The organism is Bradyrhizobium sp. (genome assembly GCF_028868675.1).
In the GTDB taxonomy this organism is placed as follows: domain Bacteria; phylum Pseudomonadota; class Alphaproteobacteria; order Rhizobiales; family Xanthobacteraceae; genus Bradyrhizobium.
Map to the genome: position 1 here is coordinate 1 of NZ_JAGWUA010000276.1, position 4,955 is coordinate 4,955.

A 4,955-nucleotide genomic window follows, 5' to 3' on the forward strand; every position below is an offset into this window, starting at 1 on the left:
GATCGGCAGCACGTGCGCCAGCGACACCGCGACGATGTCGAACAGGCCGCCATAGAGGTAGAGATTGTCGAAGTTGAAGAGATCGCGATCCCTGAAGCCGCTCGAATAGTAGTCGAGGATCAGCTTGCCGTACTGATGCTGCACGACCTCGTCGTTGGAGACCGCATAGTCCCTGAACGTCCACAGCGCGCCGGCGATCAGCGCGGCGATGAGCGCGAGCGTGGCGAGATCGAAGGCATGCGACGGCAGCCACCCGCCGGGCGCATCGGACGGCGCGGCCGCGCCGCGAGGTTCGCCTTGCGGCCGGCGCGGCTCGAACGAGATCGATCGGCGCGCAATCGTCATGCGGAATGCACCGCGGGCGGCTTGTGGCGGCGCGCGGTTGCGCTCAGCGCGCGCTTGTACCAGGTGAAGGTCAGCGCCACGCCGCACATGATCACGATGCCGAGCACGCCGGCGACGACATGCATGAGGAAGCCCGCGGCCGTTTCCGTCAGCAACGCGTAGCCGACGAAGGACAGCGCGACACCGAGCGAGAAGATCTGCAGCGAATATTGCCCGCACAGGATCAGCGGCTGCGCCCAGGCCGATTCCAGCCCGCGCCATCCGCTCGGAACGAAGCGCAGCGCGACGACCGCCAGCGCCAGGAAGTGGCCGAAGCGCAGGATGTCGAGATCGGTCTTGTCGATGGGGTAGATGAGGCGGACGAGCCAGGCCGGCATCAACTGACCGAGCTGCGGGAAATACCAGGTCAGCGTCACCAGGAAGCAGGCGAAGATGTAGCCGACCGCGATCCAGAACACGGCCGGCCGGCTGACCAGCGGCGCCATCCTGTCGCCGCCGCCCAGCGCGCACCAGGCGCCGAACACGAACAGGAGCTGCCAGGCGAAGGGATTGAACGACCAGAAGCCGCCGGGATAGCTCGACAGATAGAGGTCGAAGCGGTTGGTGGCGACGTAGAGCGCGATCGAGACGGCGAGCGGAACGTCCGCGCGCCATCTGGCGAGCACCAGGATCAGCGGCAGCGCGGCCATCAGAACCACGTAGAGCGGCAGCACGTCCATGTTCAGCGGGCGATAGCGCAGGATCAGGGCCTGGATCATCGCCGGGCCCGGATCCCTGAAGAAGTCCGTGACCTCCATCTCCTGCATGTAGAAACCGTTGCCGGTGACCTGGGTGACGAGCGCGACCGCGGCGATCAGCACGAAGAACAGCAGGATGTGGGCGCAATAGATCTGCCAGACGCGCCGCAGGATGCGCGCGCCGCCGATCACGAAGCCTCCCTCGAACAGGGTCCGGCCGTAGACGAACGCCGCGGTGAAGCCGGACAGGAAGATGAAGATCTCGGCGGCGTCACTGAAGCCGTAGCTGCGGATGGTGAACCACGACAGCACGTCCGGAGACACGTGGTCGATGAAGATCAGCCACAGGGCGAGCCCGCGGAACAGGTCGATCCGCAGCTCCCTCTGACCGCTGCCGATCGCCGGCAGCGTGGCGGCCGCCGTGAAAGCAAGCGGCCAGGCTCGCCTCGTGGGTGTCGGCACGCCGCCCGACGCGGCCGCGGTAACCCGGTCAGTAACCGTCACCGTACTCGCCTATCGCCCGGATCAAAGGCCACAACAAATGAAATTGCGGCTCAATTGGCTGCATTGGCCGCTTTCATGAGAATAATCCGTCTGTCCAGTATGCGTAGGGCGACAGCGGAATTCAAGCCTCCGAACCGGATCCGTCAAGACGCGGCGCCGCATGGCAGACGAAGGGAAGCGTCGTCAGCCTATCGCCGCCCCTCGTCGAACGACCGCAAGGCCCGGCACAGAAGGGCCGGCGCCTCCTGCGCCACGCAATGACCGACCCCGTCGAATCTCCATTCGCTGACGTCGGGAACGAGCGAGACCGCGCGTCTCGCCATCTCCTTGTAGATCGGCCAGGACTTTTCGGCGGTCGCGATGCGGACCGGGCAGGCGATCCCGGTCAGCCCGGCGAACGGGTTGCCGCGCGCGTCGCCGGCATAGATCTGCTCCATCGCCTCGAAGATCGGACGCAGGATCGCGGATTCGATCTCGGGGGTGCAGCGCAGCCGGACCCGGCCATCGTCCAGCGGGACAAAACCGTGCCGGACGTAGGCCCACAGCGACGCCTCGGTCCAATCGGCAAACGCGGGCGCTGCCCGATAGCGCCTGAACGCCGCGTCAAGATCGTCGAACTCGGCCTGGCGGCGCGACACGCCTTGCACGGCGGAGGTGGCCCATTCGCTCAATCCTGCCGGCGCGTCGCTTGCAGCGCGCGGATCCATCACGGTCGGCTCCATCGCAAAGATACGCGCAAGACGCTCCGGCAGCAGCTTTGCCGCGAGCAGCAGGTCGGTGGCGCCGGCGCTGTGCCCGATGCCGTAGATGTCGCGCAGATCGAGCGTCTCGATGACCCGACAGACGTCCTCGGCATAGTCCTGGAAATGGTAGCGGCCGGCCGCGGGCTTGTGGCTGTCGCCGTGGCCGCGGCGATCGAGCGCATACACGGTGTACGTCGCGGCGAGGTCGCGCGCGACCTCGTCCCAGACCTCAGCGACGAAGCCGGTGCCGTGCGAGAGGAGCGCGGGCGGCTTGCCCGATCCGTCCTCGCCCCATCGCACGAGCGCAATGCGCTCGCCGGCATTCCCGATCGCGAACCGGTGTCGATGGATCATCTGGATTCAGCGGCTGCGGGAATCTTCCAAAATCATCGTCGCGCCCTTTTCCGCGATCATCGCGGTGGGCGTATTGGTATTGCCCGAGGTGATCGTCGGCATGATGGACGCATCGACCACGCGCAGGCCTCCGAGTCCGAGGAAGCGCAGGCGCTCGTCGACCACCGCCATCGGATCGCTCGCGGCGCCCATCTTGGCGGTGCCGACGGGATGGAAGATGGTGGTGCCGATGTCGCCGGCGGCCTTTGCCAGCGAGGCGTCGTCGTCGCCGACGGAGGGGCCGGGCAGGTATTCGCTGGGGCGATACTGTGCCAGCGCTTTCTGCTGCATCAGCCGCCGCGTGGTGCGGATGGCGTCGGCAGCGACCTGGCGGTCCTCGTCGGTCGACAGGTAGTTCGGCGCGATCGAGGGCTTTTCGCCGGGCGCGGAGGAGTGGAGGCGTATCGTGCCGCGCGAGGTCGGCTGCAGGTTGCAGGCGCTGACGGTGATCGCGGGGAAGCGGTGCAGGGGATCGCCGAACTTGTCGAGCGACAGCGGTTGCACGTGGAACTGGATGTTGGCGCGCGCGCGATGCGGGTCCGAGCGCGTGAAGATGCCGAGCTGCGACGGCGCCATGGTCAGCGGGCCGCGGCGGCGGAACGCGTAGTCGAGGCCCATCAGGCCGCGGCGCACCAGCGAGTAGTAGGTCTCGTTCAGCGTACGCACGCCCTCGACCTTGTAGATCGCGCGCTGCTGCAGATGGTCCTGCAGGTTGCGGCCGACCCCGGGCTTGTCGAGCACGACGTCGATGCCGAGCGGCGCGAGCCAGTCGGCGGGGCCGACGCCGGAGCGATGCAGCACCTGGATCGAGCCGATCGCGCCGGCCGACAGGATCACCTCGCGCTTGGCTCGCGCCTCGATGGTCTCGCCGCCCCGGATGAAGCGCACGCCGACGGCGCGCCCCTGCTCGATGACGAGACGGTCGACCAGCACGTTCTTCTCGAGCCGCAGGTTGGGCCGGTTCAGCGCCGGCTTGAGGAAGCCGCGCGCCGACGACCAGCGCCGGCCGCGCTTCTGGTTGACGTGGAAATAGCTGATGCCTTCATTGTCGCCGGTGTTGAAATCCGGGATGCGCCTGATGCCCATCTCCTCGGCGGCATCGCCGACCGCATCCAGCACGGTCCAGGACAGCCGCGGCGCCTCGATGCGCCAGCCGCCGCCGACGCCGTGATGCTCGCTGGCGCCCAGGAAATGATCTTCCAGCCGCTTGAACAGCGGCAGCACGTCGTCATAGCCCCAGCCGGTCAGCCCGAGCTGGCGCCAGTGGTCGTAGTCGGCCGCCTGGCCGCGCATCGAGATCATGGCGTTGATCGCCGAGCAGCCGCCGATCACCTTGCCGCGCGGATAGGCGAGCGAGCGGCCGTTCAGCCCGGGCTCGGCTTCGGTCCTGAACATCCAGTCCGAGCGCGGATTGCCGATGGCGAAGAGATAGCCGACCGGGATGTGAAACCAGATCCAGTTGTCGTCGCCGCCGGCTTCCAATAGCAGCACGCGGTTCTTCGGATCGGCTGACAGCCGGTTGGCCACGATGCAACCGGCGGTGCCGGCACCTACCACGATATAGTCGAAATCGCCTTCAAGCCGTTTTGGCATCATCCGCCCGTTCATGGATTATCGTCATGCCCGGCCTTGTGCCGGGCATCCACGTCTTTTTCGCCTATTAGTCAGACGTGGATGGCCGGGACAAGCCCGGCCATGACGAAGATGGGCGAGGGACCATATCTGGCAGCGTTGGTTGGACCGCCCCTTGCATGCTACAGGGGCAGCAGCGTTCAACCCGGAAGTGTCATTTCCATGCCCATCGTCAACCGCGTCGCCGAGTTTCAGCCCGATATCCAGGCCTGGCGCCGGGATATCCATGAACACCCGGAACTGCTCTACGACGTGCACCGCACTGCGGCATTGGTAGCGGACCGGTTGCGGGAATTCGGCTGCGACCAGGTGATTTCCGGCATCGGCCGCACCGGCGTGGTCGGCGTCATCAAGGGCAACCGGCCCGCCGGCAGCGGCGACGTCAAGGTCATCGGGCTGCGGGCAGATATGGACGCGCTGCCGATCGAGGAGGCGACCGATCTGCCTTACGCCTCCAAAACGCCGGGCCTGATGCACGCCTGCGGCCATGACGGTCATACCGCCATGCTGCTGGGGGCGGCGCGTTATCTCGCCGAGACCCGCAATTTCGCAGGCAACGCGGTCGTGATCTTCCAGCCGGCCGAGGAGGGCGGCGCCGGCG

The 4,955-nt window shown here is 66.9% G+C and carries 4 protein-coding genes and 1 pseudogene; 1 reads left to right on the forward strand and 4 read right to left on the reverse strand.

From position 1 onward, the window contains the following. The 4 genes and pseudogenes from KGM94_RS23440 to KGM94_RS23455 form a co-directional block, all read right to left on the reverse strand. A pseudogene (locus KGM94_RS23440) lies at nt 1–345 on the reverse strand (hypothetical protein); the annotation flags it as partial. Further along, nucleotides 342–1,586 carry an OpgC domain-containing protein gene (locus tag KGM94_RS23445; RefSeq protein ID WP_300264583.1) on the reverse strand — a complete coding sequence of 415 codons (1,245 nt, stop codon included), beginning with the start codon at nt 1,584–1,586 and terminating at the stop codon, nt 342–344. The pseudogene KGM94_RS23440 and the gene KGM94_RS23445, both read right to left, overlap by 4 nt. Before the next feature lie 188 nt (nt 1,587–1,774). Continuing rightward, nucleotides 1,775–2,683, reverse strand: a complete 909-nt coding sequence (locus KGM94_RS23450; protein ID WP_300264585.1) for an alpha/beta hydrolase — start codon at nt 2,681–2,683, stop codon at nt 1,775–1,777. A gap of 6 nt (nt 2,684–2,689) precedes the next feature. Beyond that, the gene (locus KGM94_RS23455) at nt 2,690–4,315 is read right to left on the reverse strand and encodes a GMC family oxidoreductase N-terminal domain-containing protein (protein ID WP_300264587.1); all 1,626 of its coding nucleotides are present in this window, start codon (nt 4,313–4,315) and stop codon (nt 2,690–2,692) included. Between the two features lie 201 nt (nt 4,316–4,516). Here KGM94_RS23455 and KGM94_RS23460 point away from each other — a divergent pair. After that, nucleotides 4,517–4,955: M20/M25/M40 family metallo-hydrolase (locus KGM94_RS23460; RefSeq protein WP_300264589.1), on the forward strand; the 439-nt coding region annotated here is incomplete at its 3' end.